The organism is Acrocarpospora sp. B8E8 (assembly GCF_039871605.1).
Lineage (GTDB): Bacteria > Actinomycetota > Actinomycetes > Streptosporangiales > Streptosporangiaceae > Acrocarpospora > Acrocarpospora macrocephala.
The window spans coordinates 122,086-140,802 of sequence record NZ_JBDPLV010000027.1 but is presented as its reverse complement, the minus strand read 5'-3'; the positions used below and the strand labels follow the sequence as shown (position 1 = coordinate 140,802).

General features: G+C 70.7%; 17 protein-coding genes. 3 read left to right on the top strand and 14 right to left on the bottom strand.

Going from position 1 to position 18,717, the window contains the following annotated elements:
* Positions 1-104 precede the first annotated feature (104 nt).
* Positions 105-944, bottom strand: coding sequence for a hypothetical protein (locus tag ABGB08_RS25620; protein WP_347594482.1), 840 nt, complete (start codon positions 942-944; stop codon positions 105-107).
* Between the two features lie 893 nt (positions 945-1,837).
* Positions 1,838-2,887 carry a DUF2637 domain-containing protein gene (locus ABGB08_RS25615; protein ID WP_347594480.1) on the bottom strand — a complete coding sequence of 350 codons (1,050 nt, stop codon included), beginning with the start codon at positions 2,885-2,887 and terminating at the stop codon, positions 1,838-1,840.
* 98 nt (positions 2,888-2,985) lie between these two features.
* Here ABGB08_RS25615 and ABGB08_RS25610 point away from each other — a divergent pair, with 98 nt between their 5' ends.
* Positions 2,986-3,153, top strand: coding sequence for a hypothetical protein (locus ABGB08_RS25610; RefSeq protein ID WP_347594478.1), 168 nt, complete (start codon positions 2,986-2,988; stop codon positions 3,151-3,153).
* A 100-nt stretch (positions 3,154-3,253) separates the two neighbouring features.
* Here ABGB08_RS25610 and ABGB08_RS25605 read toward each other — a convergent pair whose 3' ends face one another.
* Both ABGB08_RS25605 and ABGB08_RS25600 read right to left on the bottom strand, forming a co-directional pair.
* Positions 3,254-3,937, bottom strand: a complete 684-nt coding sequence (locus ABGB08_RS25605) for a response regulator transcription factor (RefSeq protein WP_347594476.1) — start codon at positions 3,935-3,937, stop codon at positions 3,254-3,256.
* Complete coding sequence (locus ABGB08_RS25600; protein WP_347594474.1) at positions 3,934-5,193, bottom strand: histidine kinase; 1,260 nt, start codon at positions 5,191-5,193, stop codon at positions 3,934-3,936. The genes ABGB08_RS25605 and ABGB08_RS25600 overlap by 4 nt, the downstream gene beginning before the upstream one ends.
* 154 nt (positions 5,194-5,347) lie before the next feature.
* Here ABGB08_RS25600 and ABGB08_RS25595 point away from each other — a divergent pair, with 154 nt between their 5' ends.
* Positions 5,348-6,577: an alpha/beta hydrolase gene (locus ABGB08_RS25595; RefSeq protein ID WP_347594472.1), complete on the top strand. Its 1,230-nt coding sequence runs from the start codon at positions 5,348-5,350 to the stop codon at positions 6,575-6,577.
* 74 nt (positions 6,578-6,651) lie between these two features.
* On the opposite strand, the gene ABGB08_RS25590 is transcribed toward ABGB08_RS25595, so the two are convergent.
* The 10 genes from ABGB08_RS25590 to ABGB08_RS25545 form a co-directional block, all read right to left on the bottom strand.
* Positions 6,652-7,221, bottom strand: a complete 570-nt coding sequence (locus ABGB08_RS25590; RefSeq protein ID WP_347594470.1) for a carboxymuconolactone decarboxylase family protein — start codon at positions 7,219-7,221, stop codon at positions 6,652-6,654.
* Entirely contained in the window at positions 7,218-7,847 is a 630-nt protein-coding gene (locus ABGB08_RS25585) for an SRPBCC family protein (protein ID WP_347594468.1), read from the bottom strand. Before ABGB08_RS25585 ends, ABGB08_RS25590 begins: the two co-directional genes overlap by 4 nt.
* A 3-nt stretch (positions 7,848-7,850) precedes the next feature.
* Entirely contained in the window at positions 7,851-8,684 is an 834-nt protein-coding gene (locus ABGB08_RS25580) for a cyclase family protein (RefSeq protein ID WP_155359929.1), read from the bottom strand.
* Positions 8,685-8,773: 89 nt separating this feature from the next.
* Entirely contained in the window at positions 8,774-11,176 is a 2,403-nt protein-coding gene (locus tag ABGB08_RS25575; RefSeq protein ID WP_347594466.1) for a xanthine dehydrogenase family protein molybdopterin-binding subunit, read from the bottom strand.
* Positions 11,101-11,586: a (2Fe-2S)-binding protein gene (locus tag ABGB08_RS25570; RefSeq protein ID WP_347594464.1), complete on the bottom strand. Its 486-nt coding sequence runs from the start codon at positions 11,584-11,586 to the stop codon at positions 11,101-11,103. The genes ABGB08_RS25575 and ABGB08_RS25570 overlap by 76 nt, the downstream gene beginning before the upstream one ends.
* Positions 11,583-13,985, bottom strand: coding sequence for a xanthine dehydrogenase family protein molybdopterin-binding subunit (locus ABGB08_RS25565; RefSeq protein WP_347594462.1), 2,403 nt, complete (start codon positions 13,983-13,985; stop codon positions 11,583-11,585). Before ABGB08_RS25565 ends, ABGB08_RS25570 begins: the two co-directional genes overlap by 4 nt.
* On the bottom strand, positions 13,982-14,842 hold the full coding sequence (locus ABGB08_RS25560) for a xanthine dehydrogenase family protein subunit M (protein ID WP_347594460.1): 861 nt from the start codon (positions 14,840-14,842) through the stop codon (positions 13,982-13,984). The genes ABGB08_RS25565 and ABGB08_RS25560 overlap by 4 nt, the downstream gene beginning before the upstream one ends.
* Positions 14,839-15,684 (bottom strand): nitrilase-related carbon-nitrogen hydrolase, encoded by an 846-nt coding sequence (locus tag ABGB08_RS25555; protein WP_347594458.1) that lies wholly within the window; start codon positions 15,682-15,684, stop codon positions 14,839-14,841. The genes ABGB08_RS25560 and ABGB08_RS25555 overlap by 4 nt, the downstream gene beginning before the upstream one ends.
* Positions 15,681-16,496 carry a cupin domain-containing protein gene (locus ABGB08_RS25550; RefSeq protein WP_347594456.1) on the bottom strand — a complete coding sequence of 272 codons (816 nt, stop codon included), beginning with the start codon at positions 16,494-16,496 and terminating at the stop codon, positions 15,681-15,683. The genes ABGB08_RS25555 and ABGB08_RS25550 overlap by 4 nt, the downstream gene beginning before the upstream one ends.
* Positions 16,497-16,566: 70 nt before the next feature.
* Entirely contained in the window at positions 16,567-17,160 is a 594-nt protein-coding gene (locus tag ABGB08_RS25545) for a cupin domain-containing protein (protein WP_347594454.1), read from the bottom strand.
* 244 nt (positions 17,161-17,404) lie between these two features.
* On the opposite strand from ABGB08_RS25545, the gene ABGB08_RS25540 reads away from it, so the two are divergent.
* Positions 17,405-18,700: an extracellular solute-binding protein gene (locus tag ABGB08_RS25540; protein ID WP_347594452.1), complete on the top strand. Its 1,296-nt coding sequence runs from the start codon at positions 17,405-17,407 to the stop codon at positions 18,698-18,700.
* The last annotated feature ends 17 nt before the right edge of the window (positions 18,701-18,717 follow it).

Here is an 18,717-nt window from a genome sequence, read left to right as displayed (position 1 = left end):
GACTGCTCTCCGGTCTCCATCACGATCACGAACCGTAGTGGATCTCCCTGGCATCCGCCCTCGAAGCGGTCGGCAGGGGCACATCACCGCACGTCAATCCATGATCAATTTAGGCTGAGTGGCATTGCCTCAAGTCCCCAAACACGCACGACCTGCTGGGTAGGTCCTTCGCCGCCACCCCTACGTATCTCAGTACTCGCGAGCGGAGATGATAGAAGGAAGCTCAGTAGCTCCTCGGCCCCTTCAGAAGGGACTCCAATGATCCTCGTACCATAGATGCGCATGTTCCAGAATTCGACAACATCTGCCGACTGTTCTGGGCGGATAACGTAGACGCCGGCATAGCCGTCGAGGTGGCCGCGCGGATTGGTTCGTACGTGGAGCGTAGTGGCCTCAAGTGCGCCGATGGTCGATCTGTTCATGTCCGAACGCGCAAGAATCTGGGAGTACGGCGCAGCCCGTGGTCCGGCATCGTCGAGAGTCGGAGAGAGAGGTTGGCCGAGGCGATCCCCCAGGCCCCAAATTGCTGCTAGCACCAGATCTGCAGGATCGTCGCGGTTCCACGTTGGCTGGACAAAGTCGGTCGACACGTCGATGAACGACCGGACCGGAAGTAGGCCCATTCTAATGCCTTCTTCCTCACCAAACGGCCCCCAAGAACCACCCCCACGCCACATCCACCCTGGCTTTCTCAAGAGTTCACCGACGGGCCCGTCGTGCGCGTCGGCGTAGAGGGAGTCAACGTCATACTGGCGGCCGAGTCGTTCCAGCTCATCTGTTGGCGCACCGACATCAAAGATTGGCATGTAGCGGCCGCCCCACACGCAGCTAAGGTCTCCGATAACGTCGCGGACTTCCGTAACAGAGGAAGTATCGGTGAGGACGCCGACACGCCACGGGCGAATCATTGCGCGCCCTCGCGCTTCCGCCATCTCCTGTGCCATGTTCTGATCGTAAAGGTGGTACTAGATGGTGCCGAACACTCGACAACTACTGGCGAGGTGCGGGGCGATGTGTCTCCAGCCCACAACCCGGACATTTGGCGTATAAAGATGGCCGAGAGTACAGATCGGGTTTCGGTAAAGCCGGGACAGGCGGCTGATCGTACGATTTCTCCCATCTCAGATACCCTCTTCGCACATGAAAGTCACGAGTGATCGCTCGCTGGCTGCTCATGGCACGGACTGAGCCGTGCCGCCTCAAATTGGGGTCGGGTCCTTGACCTGGGAGTTTGTCGGTTAACCTATGCGGCCTCGTACTCGTTGATGAGACCGCCGAGTACAGGCCTTCGTTTGACCCGCCGGTCGGTCAGGTCGACGATGGGCATGGGCTTCGTCGGGTCTGTCTGGATGCCGCTGGTTCGGGGCCTGATGGGGACGCGATGTGCCTTGCAATGGACGGCGTGCTCGGCGAGCACTCGTCGGAGATGGCCTGTTCCCAGTATCAAGATTCGCTACAGGAGCTCGCACAATAGCGTTCCCACCAAGCGTTCGCAGATCGCGTTCGCCCTGGGCGCTCGCGGCGAGGTGAGGATGACCCGCACGTCCTCGATGTGGAAGACAGCATCGAACGCGTCACCTCCTCCATAGCGGAGGGATCTCCAGCTTGACCGTGACGTATCCACACGAATGACTGCCGTTGCTTCGGACGTACGAGTCCTCTCGTCACAAGCGGTGTTCGACTGCACGCGCCTATGCTCTGCGGAACCCAAACTGATCTTGGTGCCAATCCTGGGCCGCGATAAATGATTTACCGCGGCCCAGAACCTTGATCGTTTCAAGGAAAGGGACCGCCCGATTACCGAGCTGGACGACTGGATGATGACCCGACCACCCCGTTACCGATGTCCTTCACTACGCCGCCTCAGCCCCTCGCTCGTACCGGTCGAACGAGGGCCGCCCAGCGGCGGCACGGCACTCTCTGAATCTGCCGCCTCGACACTCTTCGCCTCCATGGCCTGGGTCCGCTCCTTCTCCACCTCGCCGATGATCTCCTCGGCCTCACGCTGTTCCAGTCCCCACCGGCTCATCAGCGGGCGTCGGCCGACCCGCTGCTTACCCTCACTGAGGCTCTCGATATAGGTCAGCCGCGCCGCCTCGTACCGGTCGATGGGCAGCACCGGCACCACGCGTTCCACCTCGACGAGAGTCTCAACAGGCTGGCACACATGGTCGTTGGCCAGCGTCTCGATGGACGATCGCCGGGTGTTGCGGACGATCCACATCAGCAGCTCGTGCGCTCCCGCGAAAGCCAGGGGTGCCAGGGCGCTGACCAGGCGCGATCCGAGTCCACCGGACCAGCCGTGCGCCACATTCGCCGCCAGCGTCACCGTGCCGCCCAAAGCAAGCGCCACCCACGCCAAAACCGGCACACGCAGTTGGCGACGTGAGCAGTAGACCATCACCAGCGAGGCCATGACGATCACACCGTCGGACATCGCCGGATACAGGATGGCCATGTCGTGCCGCTCTCCGAGAGCGATCGCCAGACCGTAGAAGTGGTGGTACGAGACATAGGCGGCCGCGCCGGCGACCGCCAGTTGGACAGCCACCGCAAAGCCGAGAATGATCCGGTCTCCATGTCGATCGCGCTGGGTGCGTTCGAGCCGGGCTCCTTCGATCGGCACCGCTTCCCCAGCAATTGTTCGTGTGGAGGAGTGGCGCCTGGCTTGATCGGATTGTTGGGATGCAGGAAGGGGTTCGGTGTTGCAGTCGTCGAGCTGCTGCGCCCGTACCGCCACTGTCCTGGGCGCAGCGGAAATCGTCTGTTGAAGATTCTGAGCTGGCAGTTGCTGGAGCTCCTCGACATAGTCGTGTGCTCCGCAATCAGACCTGATCTCGTTGAGGTGGGTGTGGGCACCGCCTCCTTGCGCGCCTAGTCCGGGCATGAGATGTCCAGCCAGGGAGCGTCGGTGCTGCTCAGGAGATAGGCGAAGGGTTCAAGCCCTCCCTCGGAGTGTGGGGGAACGAAAACGTACGATGGCACGTGCTCGTCGTCCAGGCGCAGGTCCAGCTCCTCGACGTACAGGCCACAGACTTCGGAGGCGCGGCCGCCGGGTGCAGGCTCGGCCAGGTGGGCGCGGATCGGCGCGGCGGTCAGTTCGCCGATCTCCTCGCCGTGGTGGCGGCGAAGGCGATCAGGTCACCACGGTAGGCACGCCGGGGGTGCGGTGAGGAGCCGGCGTTGGCCAGGTCGGTGAGGAAGTCGTCCAAGTGCCGGGCGAGAGGATGGCGCCGCGATCCTCCCCCTGCCATCAGGCGTGATCAACAGCCGAAGGGCTCGTCGAGCGTGGGGTGACCAGCCCGACTTCATAGGCGAGCACCACTGCCTGGACGCGGTCGCGGAGATCCAGCTTGCCCAGGATGCGCGCGACGTGGGTCTTCACTGTGGCCGGGCTGAGGACCAGCCGCTCGGCCAACTCGGCGTTGCTCAGCCCGGTGGCCATCAGGCGCAGCACCTCCAGCTCGCGGCGTGTCAGGTCGGACAGGTCGCGGTGGATCGCCTCGTCAGGGCGGGCGAAGCGCTCGACCAGGCGGCGGGTGATGGCGGGGGCGAGCAGGGCGTTGCCCGCGCGCACCACCCGGACCGCCGCCACGAGCTGCTCGGGGGTGACGTCCTTGAGCAGGAAGCCGCTGGCGCCTGCGGTAAGGGCGGCGTAGACGTACTGGTCGAGGTCGTAGGTGGTCAGGATGAGGACGCGCGTCCCGCGGGTGCCGGCCGCGACGATCCGCCGGGTAGCCTCGATGCCATCCATCTCGGGCATGCGGATGTCCATCAGGACCACGTCGGGGGCGGTCCGCCGGACGGCGGCGACGGCTTGGGCGCCGTTGGCCGCCTCGGCCGCCACCTCGATGCCGTCGGCGGTGAGGATCATGCTGAATCCGCTGCGCACCAGCGCCTGGTCGTCGGCGATGACCACGCGCAGGGGCCCGCTCACGTCGTGGTCCACGGGAGACGTGCCGCGACCAGGTATCCATCGCCGACAGGCCCGGCACGCAGGCTGCCGTCGTAGATGGCCAGTCTTTCCCGTAGTCCGGCCAGTCCTCGGCCCTGCCCGTCTCCTGCCCGCGGCGCGTGTGTTCCGCCGGTGTCGGCGATCTCGATCTCCATCCACTCCCCGGGGTAGCGGATCGCGAGAGACGCCGTCGCGCCGTTCGCGTGCTTCATGGTGTTGGTCAGCGCCTCCTGCACCACCCGGTAGGCGGCCATCTCCACCCCTGGCGGCAGCGGGCCGGGCGGCTGCGCCACGTCCGCCTGGATCCGCACCCCGGCCGCGCGCACCCGCTCCATCAGCGTGTCCAGCTGGTCGAGCCCCGGCTGCGGCTGCAGCCCGTCGTCCGAGATCTCCGCAGGATCGCTGCCCGGACCGGCCAGCAGGCCCATGACGTGACGCAGCTCCGCCATGGCAGCCCGGCCGCTGGCCTCGACCGCGAGCATGGCCTGTTTCGACCGTTCCGGCGCTGCGTCCATCACTTTGCGTGCGGCTCCGGCCTGGATCACCATCACGTTCACGTTGTGGGTGACGATGTCGTGGAGCTCGCGCGCGATCCGGGAGCGCTCCAGCTCCACGGCCCGGCGCGTGGCCTCCTCCTGGGCACGGCCGGCTTGGTCCAGCCGCCGGCGCCACAGGCGGACCGCGCCGGCCACGACCCCGGCACTCAGCAGGACGGTGAACGGGCCCAGCCAGTTCGGCAGGCTGCCGACAGAGTCATGGAAGGCCACGCCCGCCAGCACGGCCGCCACCGCGAGCCCGCCCATTGCCAGGGCCAGGTGCCGGCTGTGCGCCATCGCGCTGTAGGCGGCGATGGCACATGCCAGCACGGTGATCCAGGTCGCGTCATCGTGCGTGGCCAATGCGGCGAGCAGCACCACCCAGAAAGCGCCGAGCGGGCTCAGCCGCCGCGCCGCCAGCGGCAGGGCGGTCGCGATCACCAGCAGCACGAGCGGGCCCTGCGACGGTTCCCGTGTTGGCACGACAGGGCGCGCTTCGTCGGCAGGCGAGGAGATCACGGGTTGCAGCCGCAAGGACTCGGCCAGCGGGACCCGATGCGCATCCTCCGGGGCGGAGGCGGCCGCCGTTACCGCGAGGGCGGTCAAGACGAGCGCCACCAGCAGGTCGGCCATGAGCGCCCGCCTGGACGGACGAGGACGCCACTGGTCGGGGCGCACGAGAGCCAGCCATCTTGCTACCACCCAGGCATTGTCCTGTATGTCCCATAAGGGCCGCGTCGGCCTGCGTGACTACATCGCAATGATGATCCGGCGGCGAAGATCGGCACGACGGCCGACGCGGCACGGCATCGGCCGCGTCTAGCGTCGTCGCCGTACATCTTCGAAAGGCGAATTCATGCGTCATATGGCCATCGCGGCCGGATTGCTCCTCATGGCGATCACCTCGTGCGCGCCGGCGTCGGCTCCCGCGACCGGGAGCGCCGCCGTGGACCGGCCGTCACGCAATCCCTCTCCGGACGCCCCCGCCGAACCGCCCAAGACGGCGCATGACGTCGCGCTCTCGCTCCCGGATTTGACCGGTTCCCAGCCGGTCGGCACCACCTCGCTGCACCTCACCGACACCTCGCGCCCCGACCCCTGGGATGCCGGTTCGAAGTCCAGGGAGCTCATGGTGTCGCTGTGGTACCCGGCCGCGAAGGCGGGCGGGCGGGCGGCGCCGTACATGAGCGTCAAGGAGTCGGAGCTCACCCTGAAGAATGCCGGTGTCACCGGCGTCCCGGCCGACCTGCTCGCCCGGACGCGCACCCACGCCTTCAGCGACGCGCCGCCGGCGGGCAAGGCGCGCACGCTGCCCCTGGTCGTCCTTTCCCCCGGCTTTGAGAAGACGCGTAGCTCGCTCACCGGCCTCGCCGAAGACCTGGCCAGCAGAGGCTACGTCGTGGCCGCCATCAGCCACACGCACGAGAACATCGCCACCGTCTTCCCCGGCGGCCGCGTGGTCACCTGCACGGCCTGCCAAGTCCAGCCACACGACCAGGCCTTCTGGGACAAGGTGGGCGCCACCCGCGCCGACGACGTCTCCTTCGTCCTCGACCAGCTGACCGGCCCGCGCCCCAAGTGGAAGGGGTCCCGGCTCATCGACCCGGACAGGATGGCCATGGGCGGCCACTCCGCGGGCGGCGCCAGCTCGGTGGCGGCCCTGCTGAAAGACCCCCGCATCAAGGCAGGCATGAACATCGACGGCCTGGCCATCGTGCCCGTGCCGGCGAGCGGGTTGAGCAAGCCCTTCCTCCTCCTTGGCGCGCAAGCCACGCGCACCCCGGGCGGCCAGGAATCCGCCTCGTGGGAGGCCGCGTGGCGGCACCTCACCGGATGGAAGCGCTGGCTCGTGGTCGCCGGCGCCGAACACGCCTCCTTCACCGACATCTCCCTGCTGGGCGAGCAAGCGGGCCTGGACACCGGCGCGACGCTGCCCGCCGCCCGGTCGATGGAGATCACCCGCGCGTACGTGGCCGCTTTCCTCGACCTGCACTTGCGCGGCACACCGCAGCCCCTGCTCGATCGGGCGTCGGCGAGATATCCAGAGGTCAAGGTTTGCGCGGTTGAGCGGAAGAGCTGCGCCTGAAAGAGGAACGATTCTTGGTTACTTGTCCCCTGGTGTCCGGGCTAGGACTCCGGGGCCTTCTAGAAGCGCCCGGCTCAGTCGGTGGGTGTGCCTACCGCGAAGACCGTCATCAGTTGGGCCAGTGTTCGGTAGTAGCCGACCAGTACGGTCAGGTCGATCAGCTGCCGGTCGGTGAGGACATCCGAGGCTGTCGCGAACTCCGCGTCGGTGACCGTGGCCGAGGTCAGCAGGGTCGTGACGAAGGTGGCGGCGGCCTCCTCGGCCGGGTCGGCGGAGTGGAAGGAGCCGAGGGAGAGTGCGGTCAGTTCGGGGTCGGTGAGGCCGGCCGCGCGGCCGACTCGCTCGTGTGCCCACCATTCGAAGGTGCTTCCGGTGGCGTGTGCCGTCTGCAGGATGGCGATCTCCCGGATCCGGGGGGTCAGGTCGGTGCCGAATCGGACGGCCGCGCCGAGAGCCTGCAACGCCAGGCCGACGCCTGGGGCGTGCAACATGATCCCGAACGGGCCGTGGAGCGAGCCGTCGGTGGCGGTGAGCGGGAAGTGTTGCACGCCCTTGGCCCGGTCTCCGCCCGCGATGGCCTGGTAGACCGCGTGCTGGGCCTCGTCCAGGTCGGCGGGGGTGAGCCGGGGCAGGCGTTCGGTCATCGGCGGCGTCCGAAGACGAGCCAGCCGAGCAGGAAGCCCAGCAAGGCGCCGGCCGCGGCCTTGCCGTATCGGTCCCGGAGCACCGGGAGGATCAGGTCGAGCGCGTTGAGGCCGGCCGGCTCCGGCTCCGGTTCCCGCGACGGCGGCGGCAGTGGGGCTGACGCCTGCTGAGGGGTGTCGGCGGGGACCAGCTGGGTGCTCAGGTTGGTGACGAACTGGCCGATCAGGCGGTTGCTGACGTCGGCGACGGCGCCCCGGCCGAACTGGGCCATCCGGCCGGAGATGTCCAGGTCGGTGTCGATCAGCACCCGGGTCCTCGCCGGGCCGACCGGCTCCAGCCGGGCGTGGATCCGGGCGGCGGCGGTGGCCTGGCCCCGGGGGTCCTTGCCGCTGGCGGCGATCACCGCGACCCGGGCCGCGTCGTCCCGCTGGTCGAACCGGGCGGTTCCGGTGAAGTGCGCGCCGATCGGGCCGACCTTCACCCGGACGCTGCCCAGGTAGGTGTCGCCGTCCCGGCCGTCCAGCCGCGCCCCCGGCATGCAGGGCGCGATGCGTTCCAGGTCGGTCAGGAGCGCCCAGGCCCGGTCCAGGTCGGCGTCCAGCTCGAACTCGTTCTTGAGCAGCATCGCTCAGCCCTTCCAGCCGGCCAGGCCATCGATGACCTCGTCGGCGCCGCAGTCGAAGAAGGCCATGATCCGGCACGGGCAGGCCTCGCCGCCCTCGATCTTCCACGGGAAGGCCCCGATGATCGCGCGCTGGTTGAGCACCGTCTTCAGATCGCCGCCGACGTTCTCGGCGTGGATGCAGCCGTCCTGGAAGGCCAGGTGGTGCATGGGGAAGATGTCAGAGGTGATCTCCCGGCCGGACATGTGGTGAGTGTAGGTGTACTCGCCGAGGAACTCCTGATAGCTCATGCCCACGTGCGCCTCGAACTTCTTCAGCAGGTCGGGGCGCATGTTCCGGATGGTGGTGTTCATCGGGTGATCGCCGGACCCGGCGTCGATGCCCCACCAGGCGATCTCCATGTCGGCCATCCACCTGGCCAGCCGCACGCTGCCGCCCGGGTGCATGGTGAAGTAGCGGACCAGGTCCTGCTTCTCCCGGCCCTGGTAGTAGTCGATGAACCCGGTGTGGATGATCAAGATGTCGCCCTTGCGGACCTCCACCTTGGCGGTGATGTGCTCCGGCTCGATGAGGTCCCAGTCGGACACCACGTCGGAGACGTCCACGATCACCCCCGGGTGGATCAGCTTGGTCAGCGGCAGCGAGGCCATGTCCAGGCCGCCGTCGGTGCCGTGCATCGGGCCGTCCAGGTGGGTGCCGCTGTGCAGGGAACTCTCGATCCGCTGCGAGACGATCTGGTTGGTCTGGAGGTTCTGGGTGTAGTACATCTTGCCGCCCGGGTAGCCGACCCAGCCGGGCGTGTGGATGCCCCAGGGGTGGGTCAGGTCGACGATCCGCATGATGTGGCTCCGTTCAATGTGAGTGATAGGTGTTCGATTGGAGTGAAGTCGGTTGGGCTGGTACGGCCATCGGCCCAGGTCAGCGGGCGTCAGGCCAGCAGGCCGCGAATATGGGCGGGGTGGATGGGCACCGAGGTGATCGCGTTCGGCCGGCCGAGCGCGTCGTCCACGGCGGCGGCCACCGCCGCGGCGACCGCTGTGGTGCCGCCCTCGCCCGCGCCCTTCACCCCCAGCGGGTTGATCGGGCTGGGCGCGTCCTCGGTGATCAGGGTCTCGATCGGGGGGATCTCCAGGGCGGTGGGGATCAGGTAGTCCATGAACGTCGTGCAGAGCGGGGTGCCGTCCTCGGCGTACCGGAACTCCTCGTACAGCGCGCCGCCGAGGCCCTGCGCGACGCCGCCCGCGATCTGGCCCTCCACCAGGGTCGGGTTGAGCGCGCGGCCGACGTCGTAGCCGACGATGAACCGCTCGACGTGCGTCTGGCCGGTGCCGGGGTCGATCCGGACGACGGCGGCGTGCAGGCCGTACGGGTAGGTCATGTGGTCGGAGTGGAACCAGCCGTCGGCGGTCAGGCCCGGCGACTCCTTCAGCTCGGCCGCGCCGGACGGGTCCAGCAGGCGGGCGATCTCGCCGAAGGTGCGGGCCTGGGCCGGGTCGCCGGTCACCAGGACCTTGCCGCCGGCCAGGCTGAGGTCCTCGACCGGGACGCCGAGGGCGTGCGCGGTCACCCGGCGGGCCTTGTCTGCCAGTGCCTGCGCGGCGTTGGAGACCGCGGAACCGGCCATCACGGCCAGCCGGGTGGCGAACGCGCCCCGGCCGTACTCGAACTGGTCGGTACGCCCCCGGACCACCCGGATCGAGTCGTGCGCGATGCCCAGCACCTCGGCGGCGACCTGGGCCAGCACGGTGTCCACGCCCTGCCCGACCGAGGACGCGCCGCAGGTCACGGTGACCGCGCCGGAACTGTCCACCGAGATCCGGGCGCCCTCGTACGGCCCGATGCCGCTCTTCTCCACGAAGAACGCGAACCCGAATCCGGCCAGTTCCCCGGCCGCCCGCCGGGCCGCGACGTCACGCCGCACGCCGTCCAGGTCGAACTTCTCCCACACCTTCGCGCGCAGCAGCGCGTAGTCGCCGGAGTCGTGCACCAGCTCGGTGCCCATCGCCTGAATCGGCCGCTCGTACGGCATCGCCTCGGCCGGGATGAAGTTGCGCTCGCGCACCTCGACCGGATCCAGCCCCAGCTCACCGGCGATCCGGTCCACCAGGCGCTCCCGGGCGAAGGTGCCCTCGTAGCGGCCCGGCGAGCGGTAGGTCCCGGCCGGGGTCTTGTGGGTCAGCCGGACCTGGGCGCGGACCCGGAAGTTCGGGATCCGGTAGGGCCCCGGCAGCATCGAGGCGGTCAGCGAGGCCACCGTCGCGCCGTGGGTGCGCACGTAGGCGCCCTGGTCCAGGACGAAGGCGGCGTCCAGCGCCTCGATCACGCCGTCCGCCCGGACCAGGGCCCGCAGGCGGTGGTGCTGCCCGCGGGAGTGGTTGGTGGCCACCAGGTGCTCCTGCCGGTCCTCGATCCACTTGATCGGGCGGCGCAGCCGTACGGCGGCCAGGGTGACCAGGACGTCCTCGGGGTAGAGCTCGCCGCGCGGGCCGAAGCCGCCGCCGACGTGGGTTTCCCTGACCTGCACCTGGCGGGGCGGCAGGCCGCACATGGCGGCGACCGCCTCCCGGTTCCAGAACGGCACCTTGGCCGCGCCGTCCACGATCAGCTGCTGCTCGGCCGCGTCGTAGACGGCCGCCAGGCCCCGGCACTCCATCGGCACGCCGGTGTGCCGGCCGATCCGGGCGTCCGACTCGATCACCCGGTAGCCGGGTCCTGGGGCGGCGAAGGCGGCGGCCACGTCGCCGTACTCCACGGTGAAGGCGGTGGCCTGGGAGTCCTGCGCGGGCAGGTCGCGGCCCAGGCCCGCCGCCCAGGTGGCCTGCTCGGCGTCGAGCCAGGGCACCGGTTCCGCGTCGGCGTCCAGGTGCGCGGGCAGCGGGTCGAGGTCCAGCCGGACCAGTTCGGCGCCGTCCTCGGCCAGGTAGGCGGAGGTGGCGAAGACCACGGCCACCGGCTCGCCGACGTACCGGACGATCCGCCGGGCCAGCACCGGCTGCCGGTAGGGCAGCAGGTCGGCCAGCGGGGTCAGCCGGAATCCGATGGCGGGCAGTTCGGCGATGTCGGCGTGGGTCCAGGCGGCCACCACGCCGTCCAGCAGCAGCGCCGGGGTGACGTCGACGGAGCGGATCCGGCCGTGCGCGATGGGCGAGCGCACGACCCGCATGTGCAGCTCGCCGGGGCGGATGGTGTCGGCGGCGAACCGGCCGGCGCCGCGCAGCAGCACCGGGTCCTCGATGCGCAGCGCCCGCGCCCCGATCATGGCTCGCCGCGCATGGCTCGGGCGGCGCACATCGTCGAAGTCAGGATGTTCTGGTAGCCGGTGCAGCGGCACAGGTTGGAGGAGAGCACCTCGCGCAGTTCCGCCTCCTCCGCGTCCGGATGTTCCTCCAGGTAGCCGGCGATCAGCACGAGGAAGCCGGGGGTGCAGAAGCCGCACTGGAGGCCGTGGTTCTCCCAGAACGCCTGCTGCACCGGGTGCAGGCGCTCCTCGTCCGGGGCCAGGCCCTCCACCGTGCGCACCGAGCTGTCCTCGGCCTGGACGGCGAACATCAGGCAGGACCGGACCGGCTGCCCGTCCACCAGCACCGTGCACGCGCCGCAGACGCCGTGCTCGCAGCCCAGGTGGGTGCCGGTCAGGCCGCAGTCCTCGCGGAGCGCGTCGGCCAGGGTGCGGCGGGGCTCGACCGCGATCTCGTACCGGTCGCCGTTGACGTACAGGCGGAGCGGAATCGCGGAGCTCATGATGCGGTCCCTTTCTCGGTTCTGCGGATGTCGGCGCCGGTGCGGACGGCGGTCCTGACCCGGTGCGGGGTGGCGGGCAGGTGGAAGACGCCGACGCCGAACGGCGCGAGCGCGTCGCTGACGGCGTTGGCGATGGCGGCGGGCGCGCCGATGGTGCCGCCCTCGCCGACCCCCTTCGCGCCGGTGATCGACTCGGCGGAGCGGGTGTCCAGGTGCACGATGTCGATGCCGGGCATCTCCGCGATGGTCGGCGGCAGGTAGTCCATCAGCGACGTGGTCACCAGCACCCCCCGTTCGTCGTAGATCAGTTCCTCGTAGAGCGCGTTGGCCACCCCTTGCGCCACTCCCCCGTGGATCTGGCCGTCCACGATGGCCGGGTTGATCAGCCGCCCGGCGTCCTCGGCGACCAGGAACCGGGTGACCGACACCTGGCCGGTCAGCGGGTCCACCTCGACCTCGGCGACGTGGCAGGCGTTGGCGAAGGTGCCGGACGGGTCGTACCTGCCGACCGCCTCCAGCGCGGGTTCGCCCTTGTCGGGGATGAGGTGCGCGTTCAGGTAGGTGTCCCGGGCCAGCGTGGCCAGCGAGACCCCGCTCTCCTCCCCCGCCCGTACGGCCTGGCCGCCGGCGAGTTCGATGTCGTCGGGCAGCCCGCCCAGCCGGGCGGCGGCCAGCACCCGCAGCCGGGCGGCCAGCTCCCGGGCGGCCAGCAGCGACGCCCCGCCCGCGATCACCATCGCCCGGCTGGCGAAACTGCCCCACCCGTACGGCGTGGCGTCGGTGTCGGAGGCGATCACCCGGACCGCGCCCGGCTCAAGCCCCAGCTCGTCGCAGACCAGCTGGGCCAGCGTGGTCCGCAGCCCCTGCCCGTGCGGGGAGGCCCCGATCCGCAGGGTGAGCGCGCCGGACGGGTCCATGGTCAGCACCACCCGCTCGTACCCCGGGGTGATCAGCGGCGCGGGCTCCCGGCCGAGCTGGATCGGGCGGGACCTGGCGGCGAAGGCGGGCGTGCCGTAGCCGGTGCGCTCGGCGAAGCAGGCGATGCCGAGGCCGAGGTAGCGGCCCTGCGCGCGGGCCCGCTCCTGCCGGTCCCGGAAGTCGGCCAGATCTGCCCGTTCGGTGGCGGCTTGCAGCGTCTCCAGGTGGGATGCCTGGTCCAGGACGAGCCCGCTGGGCGAGCGGTGCGGGAACTCCGTGATCAGATTCCGCGCCCGGATCGCGACCCGGTCAAGCCCCAGCTCGGCGGCGGCCACGTCGAACAGCCGCTCCATGGCCAGCACCTGGACCGGCCGGGACACGCCGCGGTAGGGCGCGATCGGGCACTTGTTGGTGACGATCGCCCGGGACCGCACCGAGTACTCCCGCACCCGGTAGGCCCCCGGCAGCTCGGCCATCGCCATCAGCGGCTCCACGCCCCACGTCACCGGGTAGCAGCTGTAGGCCCCGACGTCGCAGACCAGGTCGCCGCGCAGGGCCAGCAGCTCGCCGTCGGCGGTGAAGGCGCCGGTGATGTCGTAGACCTGCTCGCGGCTGTGCCAGGCGGCCAGGAAGTTCTCCTCGCGGGTCTCCAGCCAGGCGATGGCCCGGCGCAGCCGCCGGGACGCCCAGACGAGGGCCACGTCCTCCCGGGCCAGCGCCATCTTGGCGCCGAAGCCGCCGCCCACGTCGGGGGCGACGACCCGCAGGTCGTCCTCGCGCAGGCCGAGCGAGTCGGCGACGCCGGTCCTGATGAGGTGCGGCATCTGGGTGGTCACGTGCAGGGTGGAGCGTCCGGAGGCGCGGTCGTAGGCGGCGTGCGCGGCGCGGGCCTCCAGCGGCATGGCGCTCTGCCGGGCCGAGCTGACCTGGATCTCGACGATCCTGTCTGCCCGGGCGAAGGCCGCGTCGAAGCCTTCGGTGTGGATGCGGCCGTCCACCACGGTGTTGGGGTCGCCGGGATACTCCACCGCGTGTACCAACGGCGCGCCGGGGGCCAGCGCCTGCTCGGTGGAGACCACGGCGGGCAGCGGCTCGATCTCGACGTCCACCAGCTCCAGCGCGTCCTCGGCCTCGGCCTCGGAGGCGGCGATCACCAGGCCGACCGGTTCGCCGACGAAGCGGACCGTGCCGGTGGCCAGGATCGGGGTGTCCACGGCCACGAAGTCGGGCCGGTTGAGCACGGCCCGGATGGGTTTCACCTCGGCCAAGTCGGCGGCGGTGAACAGGGTGACGCCAGGCGGGGCGGTGACCGAGATCAGCCGCCCGGCGGCCACGGCGCTCCGGACGAACCGGGCGTGCAGGCAGCTCTGGTCGCGGGCGGCGATGTCGCCGACGTAGCGGCCCCAGCCGCGCACGATCGCCGGGTCCTCCAGCCGGGGCAGCGCCCGCCCGGTCCAGGTCGGCGGCTCGGCCCCGGTCATCGCCGCACGTCCAGGCCGAGCGCCCGCGGGATCAGGGCGCGGACGAGGTCGCGGCGGTAGGCCGGGTCGCCGTGCGCGTCGCCCGGCGGGTCGCAGTCGGCGGCGGCCGCCTCGGCGGCCGCGGTCACCAGCTCCGGCGACCAGCGTTCGCCGAGCAGGACGCGCTCGGCGGCGGCGCTCCGCAGCGGCACCTCGGCCACCCCGCCCAGGCAGATCCTGGCCTCGGTGACCAGCCCGTCCTCGACCCGGACGGCGGCGGTGGCGGCCACGATCGCGAAGTCCCCGGCCCGGCGGGCGAACTCGGCGATGCCGGTGCGGAAGCGCTCGTCCAGCGCGGGCAGCGCGATCGAGGTGAGGATCTCGTCCGGGGCCATCGCGGTGGTGAAGACGGCCTGGAAGAAGTCCGCCGCCGGGATTACCCGGGTTCCCCTGGCCTGGCTGCGCACCGTCATCTCGGCGTCCAGCAGCCGGGCGACCAGGCACCACTCCGAGGCGGCGTCGCAGTGCGCGATCGAGCCGCCGAACGTGCCCCGGGTGCGGATCGGCAGGTGGCCGACGTGTGCGGCGGCCCGGCGCAGCAGATCGCCGAGCGGGCCGGGCAGCGGGTTGCGCTCCATCGCGTGGTGCCGGGTCAGCGTGCCCACCCGCACCCGGTCCCCGTCGGCCGCCAGGCCGGCCAGCCCCGGCACCCGGTTCACGTCCACCAGGCGGGCGGGGCGGGCCAGCCGGAAGTTCATCATCGGGATGAGGCTCTGCCCGCCGGCCAGGATCTTGCTGTCGTCCGGATCCTGGGCGATCGCCGCCAGCGCCTCGGCGAGGTCGCGCGGGCGGACGTACTCGAACGGGCTCGGCTTCACCAGGGCTCCCCACGGTAGTTGAGGGAATAGACATCGGTCCTGCGGTCCTCGCGGGGCCGGATCGCCGGGCCGCGCACCCGGGCGGCGCGCACCGCCGCGATGTCGATCTCCACCAGGGCAGCGTCGGCGGCGGTGCGGGAGAGCGGACCGGCCAGCACTTCACCGTAGGCGTCGCAGGCCACTGAACCGCCCAGGGTGGCCGGGCCCCCGTGCGAGCTGCCGGCCACCTGGGACACCGCGACCACGGCCACCTGGTCCAGGTTGGCCTGCGCGAGCACCGAGTCGACATGGCGGGTGGCCCCGGCGGCGGGGACGGTGCGGTCGAAACCCGCCACCCAGGCGGCGGGCGCGATCACCAGGTCGGCGCCCTGCAGGGAGAGGGCGCGCAGCACCTCCACGAACCGGAGGTCGTAGCAGACGCACAGGCCGAGCACGCCGTACGGCGTCTCGCGGACCGGCAGGCCCAGGTCGCCGGGGGTGTAGACGCCCTTCTCCCGGTCGAACAGGTGGAGTTTGCGGTAGTGCAGGACCGGGCCTTCCCCGTCTACCGCGACGACCGTGTTGAACAGGTCGTCGCCGTCGCGCTCGCAGAAGCCGTACACGACCAGGCCCGCCCGCCCGGCGACCCGGGTGAAGGCGGCCAGGCTCAGCCCGTCGAGCGGTTCGGCGACCGTACGGGCGAGCGCCGGATCGACGACGTAGCCGCTGACCGCCAGCTCCGGCAGGACCACCAGGTCGGCGCCCGCCTGGAAGGCCGCCGCGGCCCGGGCGACGGCCAGGTCGCGGTTGGCGGCGACCTCGCCGGCCACCACGTCGATCTGCTCCAGCGCGACGACGGTCATCGCACCGCGCGGGTCAGCGGCAGGGCGTCCACGTCCACTCCGGCCGCGCGCAGCATGTCGGTGTCGGCGGGACAGGGGCCGCCGACGCTGACCACCCGCTCGCCCTGGTCGGCGGCGACCGCGTGCCAGTAGCCGATCTCGATGTGGATGGTGTCGCCGGGCCCGAACGGGAACTTCTCCCCGGTGGTCACGTTCTCCGCGGTGCCGTGCCCGGCCAGGATGTGGATGGTGTCCTCGGACTCGGCGTGCACGTGTTCCCGGTTGCGCTCGCCCGGCTCCAGGACGACGTAGTTCATGTTGGCGGTGACCGCCCCGGCGCCGAGCCAGACCACCAGCCGGGCATCGGCCGAGATGAACGGCACCAGCAGGCCCGGCCGGTCCCGGTGGTAGGTGGTCACGCCAGGTTCGGCGGCAAGGTGGGCGGGTGCGGTGCCGAGCGCCGGGTCCACCGGGCTGGGCCCGCCGACGAGCCGGGCTCCCACCTCGGCCGCGAGCGTGTACACCGACCCGGGGCGGATGTGCGCCATCGCGCCCTCGCCCAGCTCGTGACCGGCGGCGCCGCCCCCGGCCAGGTGTTCGGTGACCGTCGCCGTGCCGCCGACGACGTAGTAGACGGCCTCGCCGGCGTGGGCGAGCGGCCGGGTGGCGGCGCCCGGCCCTAGGTCGATGGCGTAGAGGCTGCGGCAGCTGGCGCCGGCCCGGGGTCCGATGATCTCGCGCCAGGTGCCGCCCGCGGCGAGGCCCAGGTCGGGCCCCCACTGCTCGGGGGAGACGACGCGCATGCCCGGGAAGGTCTGGTGGTTCTCCGTCACGCCAAGGACCATAGCATTCAATTGCATCAAAGTTGTTAAGTGGCACTAAAATCAGTCATGGCGGGATAAATCAGTCGATGTTGATCCACACCGCGACGGCCTCGCTCGGGCCCGAGTTGACGATGCGGTGCGGGCGGGTGGACGGGTAGGCGATCACGTCGCCCTCCGTCAGCTCGTAGATCTCACCGTCCAGCTCCACGGTGAGCGAGCCGGAGACCACCACACCGAACTCCCGGCCGCCGTGGTGGGTGGCCCGCGGGCCGCTCGCGCCGCCCGGCTCGTAGGTGTTGACCGCCAGCTCGACCCCCGCCTGCGTGTCGTTGTGCGCCACCCGCCGGGTGGTGCCCTCCCCCGCCCGGATCAGGGTCTGCTCGGCCAGCCGGGTCACCGGCGATCCGGCGCCCTGGTCCGGCCGGTCGAAGAGGTCGTACATGTGCAGGCCGAGCGCGGAGGCCACCGAGACCAGCGTGCCGACCGAGGCGTTGGAGACGCCGCGCTCCAGCATGCTCAGCATGGAGGTGCTGATCCCGGTCCGCTCCGCGACCTCCTTGAGGGTCAGCCCGCGCCGGGAGCGCAGCACCCGGATGCGGGCGCCCACCTGCGCCATGGTCTGGTCGGCGCTCTGCTGGTTCGGTGCGGGGGGAGCCGCGTCCGGCGCGTTCAAAGGGTCTCCGATCCGAGGGTGGGCGGGCAGCGCCCACGGTTTCAGCCACATTGAACCGGGTCAAGCAGCCCTTGGCCAGCCGCCTCGCGACCGCCGCCGAAGTTCACTACCACTGTAACTACTTCATAGATAATTAACGCGCGACTATTGCATAAATCGGTCCGCACGCCACATAGTGGCTCGCACGCAGCCGTCGGGAGGCTGCCGGACCCGCCACCACCTCCACTCCCGAAGGACGATCCACATGATCATTAAGAAGTACGCCACGGGCTTGGCCCTGCTCACCGCCGCCTCCCTCACGCTGACCGCCTGTGGCCGCGACTCCGGCGGCGACACCGCGAGCGCCCCTTCCGCCCCCGCCGCCGCCATCGACGACAGCCCCGCCAAGGGCGAGATCACCATCTGGGCGATGGGCGGCGAGGGCGACCAGATGCCCAAGATCGGCGAAGCCTTCCAGCAGGCCAACCCCGAGGCCAAGGTGACCGTCACCGGCGTGCCCTGGGACGACGCCCCCACCAAGATCTCGACCGCCATCGCCTCCGGCCAGACGCCCGACGTGACCCTGCTCAACCCCGACGCGCTCGCCGCGTTCGTGGCCGCCAAGGGCTTCGCCCCCGTGCCCGCCGGGCTGATCGACGAGTCGGGCTTCGACGCCAACGCCATCGCGGCCACCAAGATCGACGGTTCGAGCTACGCGGTCCCCCTCTACGTCGACACCCGGACCCTCTTCTACCGCAAGGACCTCGCCGAGAAGGCCGGCGTCAGCGCCCCCAAGACCTGGGCCGAGCTGAACACCTTCGGGGCCGCGCTGAAGAAGGCCGGGGCCAAGGAAGGGCTGCTGCTGGCGACCGGCGAGGCCGGTTTCACCCACCAGGTGCTCCTGCCGTACATCTGGCAGGCCGGGGGCGCCCTCACCAACGCCGACCAGACCGAGTTCACCCTGAACACCCCGCAGGTGATCGAGGGCCTGGCCAAGTACCAGTCGCTCGTCAAGGACGGCGTGTCCAGCCAGACCGGGACGTACGAGCCGTGGGGTTCGGTCGAGGAGCGGCTGGCCCGCGGCGAGGTCGGCTCGGTGGTGAACGGCTCCTGGCTGATCGGCCCGCTGAAGGAGCTGCTCGGTGACGAGTTCGACCAGAAGATCGGCATCGCCACGGTGCCCGCCGGCGCCGGCGGCGGCGTGAGCTGGCTCAGCGGCGGCCAGCTGGCCGTCTTCGCCGATGCCAAGAACCCTGACGGCGCCTGGAAGTTCATCCGGTTCATCTCCACCCCCGAGCAGGCCGCGCGCTTCAGCGAGCTGACCGCCGACCTGCCCGCGGTCACCGCCGCGTGGGGCGTGGCCGGACTGGACCAGGACCCCGCCGTGGCGGTCTTCAACGACCAGCTCAAGTCCACCGCCACCCCGCCGGTCATCCCGACCTGGGCGCAGCTCTCCTCGATCGTCGACGGGTACGGCGAGCGGCTGGCCCGGGGCACCGTCACCCCGCAGGACGCGGCGGCGGGCCTGCAGAAGGACATGTCGGCCGTCGGCCTCAAGTAACGCCTCGCCGCCTAGGA